Source organism: Citrobacter sp. Cpo030, from assembly GCF_030333005.1.
GTDB classification, from domain to species: Bacteria; Pseudomonadota; Gammaproteobacteria; order Enterobacterales; family Enterobacteriaceae; genus Citrobacter; species Citrobacter portucalensis.
This window is the reverse complement of the sequence record NZ_JAOWGT010000062.1, coordinates 1-3980: the sequence shown is the minus strand read 5'-3', so window position 1 is coordinate 3980 and position 3980 is coordinate 1. Positions and strand designations below refer to the sequence as shown.

The following is a 3980-nucleotide window of genomic DNA, read 5'->3' as shown; positions in this document are numbered from 1 at the left end:
AGGATGTAGAACCAGCTGGCATTCGTGAAGATTTGTTGCTGAAGTAGTTTAAAATTTTTGTCGGCGACATCCGGGAATACGGCGGCAAAGGCAACAAGAAGGAAAATCAGCAAAGCAGATGTAAAAAATACCGCTTTGTTAATCTGGCTTGTAGACTTCTTCGGGATTGTATCATTTTCACTCATAATCATTTATTCCATTAATTAAATCCGCACTGGATAGAAGACACTACCTTTCACAGAGTAGCAAAGTTCAACTTGCTATGCGGCGTTAATCGGAAAGCATGGTGTAATGAGTGCCGATACAAATCATCCTATATTCTAAGGGGTTCTTGGTTACTCAGCCTGCCGCTTCCTGGTGCATTTATTTGTATCAAAGCTGGGACATACGTTAATGAACGTATATTAGGCACGAATTACTTTTTGAACAAAGCAGACGTTAAGATTTACAGCATCGGGAAGCTTCTGGATGCCGCGTCAGCGGCATGGAGGCGCCAGATGAGGTTACATGTGTCTGTGGAGTCAAATGGCGCCGAAAGCCCGGCGTAGCCGGTTACCGGGCTATAAATTCTGCCATCCTCCCCCTGCCCTGATTAGCTTTAACCCGCTAACAGCAATGAAGAAGTTAATGTAATCCCTTTTAACCCCGGTGAGCGGGCTTTACGGCGTTTACGACGTAAAGGGCGTGATTTCCGGGGCCTTAGCGGCGGCAGCTTGCTGCTGACGCTTAGGGGGATGTTCATCAACTATTTCAGCGACACCAGGGAACTTAACATGGTAGCTGCAAAGCCATACCCGCGAAAAACATCTCAGACGCCGCTGTACGCGGTCGGAGTTGACCCGGCAAGGCGAGGCCGCAGTCGGGGCGTATCTCCGCGTTAGCGGGCCGGAGGGCCGCTTACGAGCGTGTACCAGAGAACTGACCGCAGCTCCACTCACAGCGATGATGAAGAGTAGTTACAACACCCATCATTAAAAGCGACACTACTCCCGGCCTTCGGCCGGGGGCGGCGGCGCTTTTCAGTGTTGGGGAGGGGCACCTGGCCGGCAAACCGGCGCCGGTTTTATGATGAACTTCCTTTTGAATGCTGTAACTAATTTGCTTCTCCGGCCGGGGCCCTTCGCGAAGCGATGGGAGCTCTTTCTGATGTTGCCGAACCGGCGCGACCGTCAGGTCGCTGCAAGGGCGGGCATTCTCCGGAGCCTGTCCACAGGGTAGGCGATGAAGAGGTTATGTGTTTACAGGATTTATTAGTAAGCGTCGTCTGAGTACCGTCTGGTCCCGAATCCAGGATCCTGTAACTTAAGCACCCACTTATTTTGCAGGTGGACACCTCATGCGCGCTAAAGAAAGACTTCCCCGGAAACACTATTCCCCTGAATTCAAAATGGAACTGGTCAGGCTGGCTCTTGAAGAAGAAGGCAGTATTGCCGCACTGGCCCGGAAACATGACGTCAATGATAACCTGCTCTTTAAATGGATAAGGCTCTGGCAGCGTGAAGGGCGGGTCTGTCGGCCCCGAAAAAACTCATCGTCGCTTCCTGCCCTGATACCCGTGCAGCTTCAGGCGGGCTCTTCTCTCCCAACCTTCGAACTACCATCCTGCTCTCCTCCCGCTACCTGCCACATAAAATGTCGGGGAGGAGAAATAACACTGACTCATCCCTCTGCTGAACTCATGAGCACTGTCCTGCGCGAACTGATGCGGGGGCCTGTATGATAAATCTTCCCGCAGGCACAAAAATCTGGCTGGTTGCCGGTATCACCGATATGCGCAACGGCTTCAATGGCCTCGCCGCAAAGGTGCAGACCGCGCTGAAAGATGACCCGATGTCCGGCCACGTCTTCATCTTCCGGGGACGCAGCGGCAGTCAGGTAAAACTGCTCTGGTCCACCGGCGATGGTCTGTGCCTGCTGACAAAGCGACTGGAACGTGGTCGCTTCGCCTGGCCCTCAGCCCGCGATGGCAAAGTGTTCCTGACGCCGGCGCAACTGGCGATGCTGATGGAAGGTATCGACTGGCGACAGCCAAAGCGGTTACTGACATCCCTGACCATGTTGTAGCGCTCTTTATCCTGGTTGTCGCAGAATAAGCCTGGTAAAATACAGGCTTATGAACGACACCTCTTCTGACGACATCCTTCTGCTGAAACAGCGCCTGGCCGAACAGGAAGCGTTGATCCACGCCCTGCAGGAAAAGCTGAGCAACCGGGAACGCGAAATAGACCATCTGCAGGCGCAACTGGATAAGCTGCGCCGGATGAACTTCGGCAGTCGTTCCGAAAAGGTATCCCGCCGTATCGCGCAAATGGAAGCTGACCTGAACCTGCTGCAGCAGGAAAGCGATACGCTGACCGGCCGGGTGGATGACCCGGCAGTGCAGCGCCCGCTGCGTCAGACCCGCACCCGCAAACCGTTCCCTGAGTCACTCCCACGGGATGAGAAGCGGCTGCTGCCGACTGAGCCGTGTTGCCCGGAGTGCGGTGGTTCGCTGAGTTACCTGGGTGAGGATGCCGCCGAACAGCTGGAGCTGATGCGCAGCGCCTTCCGGGTTATCCGGACAGTCCGTGAAAAGCATGCCTGCCGTCGGTGCGATCGCATCGTTCAGGCCCCGGCTCCTTCGCGCCCCATCGAACGGGGGATCGCCGGACCGGGGCTGCTGGCCCGAGTGCTGACCTCAAAGTATGCAGAGCACACACCGCTGTATCGCCAGTCGGAGATCTATGCCCGCCAGGGTGTAGTGTTGAGTCGTTCTGTACTGTCGGGCTGGGTGGATGCGTGTTGTCGTCTGCTGGCACCGCTGGATGAAGCCCTTCAGCACTATGTCCTGACCGACAGCAAACTCCATGCTGACGATACGCCTGTCCCGGTGCTGTTGCCGGGCAATAAGAAGACGAAGACCGGGCGCTTATGGACGTACGTTCGAGACGACCGCAACGCCGGATCAGCGCTGGCCCCCGCAGTGTGGTTCGCTTACAGCCCGGACAGAAAAGGTATCCACCCTCAGACCCATCTTGCAGGCTTCAGTGGCGTACTGCAGGCTGATGCCTACGCCGGGTTCAACGAGCTCTACCGCGACGGCCATATAAAGGAAGCCGCGTGCTGGGCCCATGCCCGCCGAAAAATCCACGATGTTCACGTCCGTACCCCGTCAGTCCTGACGGAGGAGGCGCTGAAACGGATCGGCGAGCTGTATGCCATCGAGTCGGAGATCAGAGGTAAAAGAGCAGAGGAACGGCAGGCAGTCCGGCACCAAAAAGTGCTGCCGCTGCTGGCGTCACTGGAGGGGTGGCTGCGGGAGAAACAGAAAACCCTCTCAAGGCACTCAGAACTGGCGAAGGCGTTCGGGTATGCGCTGAACCAGTGGCCGGCGCTGATCCGCTATGCAGAAGATGGCTGGGTGGAGGTGGATAATAACATTGCCGAAAACGCCCTACGACGGGTCAGTCTGGGGAGAAAAAACTGGCTGTTCTTCGGCTCGGATCATGGTGGTGAGCGCGGTGCGTCACTGTACAGTCTTATCGGGACGTGCAAATTAAACGGCGTGGATCCGGAACGCTATCTGCATTATGTACTTGATGTCATCGCCGACTGGCCTGTGAACCGGGTGGGTGCTCTGCTCCCGTGGCGGGTTACTCTGCCTGCCTGACCAGCTTCACTTCGTCAATACGGTTCTCACTGCACGCTTACATTTATTAAAGGATCTTTAAAAGAGATACAGAACTGGTGTTTAAAAGGAACCACGCGCCCTGAAAGACCGACGGCAGGCTCAGAAGATGCTCCAGCGTGGCCATAGTACGTTCACCGAAGACGTGTGCAACAACCGTCCTCCGTATCCTGTCATACGCGTAAAACAACCAGCGCTGGCGTGATTTAGCGCCGACGTAACCACACTGTTCATCCATTTCCGCGCAGACGATGACGTCACTGCCCGGCTGTATGCGCGAGGTTACCGGCTGCGGCCTGAGTTTTTTAAGTGA

4 protein-coding genes and 1 pseudogene are annotated in these 3980 nt (G+C 55.6%); 3 read left to right on the top strand and 2 right to left on the bottom strand.

All coding sequences use genetic code 11. The features are described from left to right. Positions 1-185, bottom strand: a 185-nt coding sequence (locus OGY37_RS11975; protein WP_286620881.1) for a hypothetical protein, incomplete at its 3' end; no start/stop codon positions are given. A gap of 1151 nt (positions 186-1336) precedes the next feature. On the opposite strand from OGY37_RS11975, the gene tnpA reads away from it, so the two are divergent. From tnpA to tnpC, 3 genes are read left to right on the top strand one after another with little or no spacing between them, the layout of a single operon-like run. After that, the gene (gene tnpA, locus OGY37_RS23405) at positions 1337-1720 is read left to right on the top strand and encodes an IS66-like element accessory protein TnpA (protein WP_001201739.1); all 384 of its coding nucleotides are present in this window, start codon (positions 1337-1339) and stop codon (positions 1718-1720) included. Further along, on the top strand, positions 1717-2064 hold the full coding sequence (tnpB, locus tag OGY37_RS11970) for an IS66 family insertion sequence element accessory protein TnpB (protein WP_000609174.1): 348 nt from the start codon (positions 1717-1719) through the stop codon (positions 2062-2064). Before tnpA ends, tnpB begins: the two co-directional genes overlap by 4 nt. 49 nt (positions 2065-2113) lie before the next feature. Then, complete coding sequence (gene tnpC, locus OGY37_RS11965) at positions 2114-3649, top strand: IS66 family transposase (protein ID WP_286620879.1); 1536 nt, start codon at positions 2114-2116, stop codon at positions 3647-3649. A gap of 103 nt (positions 3650-3752) precedes the next feature. Here tnpC and OGY37_RS11960 read toward each other — a convergent pair. After that, a pseudogene (locus OGY37_RS11960) lies at positions 3753-3980 on the bottom strand (IS1 family transposase); the annotation flags it as partial.

Coding starts and splice junctions, on each gene's coding strand:
- tnpA (WP_001201739.1), top strand. CDS start 1,337: ATGCGCGCTAAAGAAAGACTTCCCCGGAAACACTATTCCCCTGAATTC.
- tnpB (WP_000609174.1), top strand. CDS start 1,717: ATGATAAATCTTCCCGCAGGCACAAAAATCTGGCTGGTTGCCGGTATC.
- tnpC (WP_286620879.1), top strand. CDS start 2,114: ATGAACGACACCTCTTCTGACGACATCCTTCTGCTGAAACAGCGCCTG.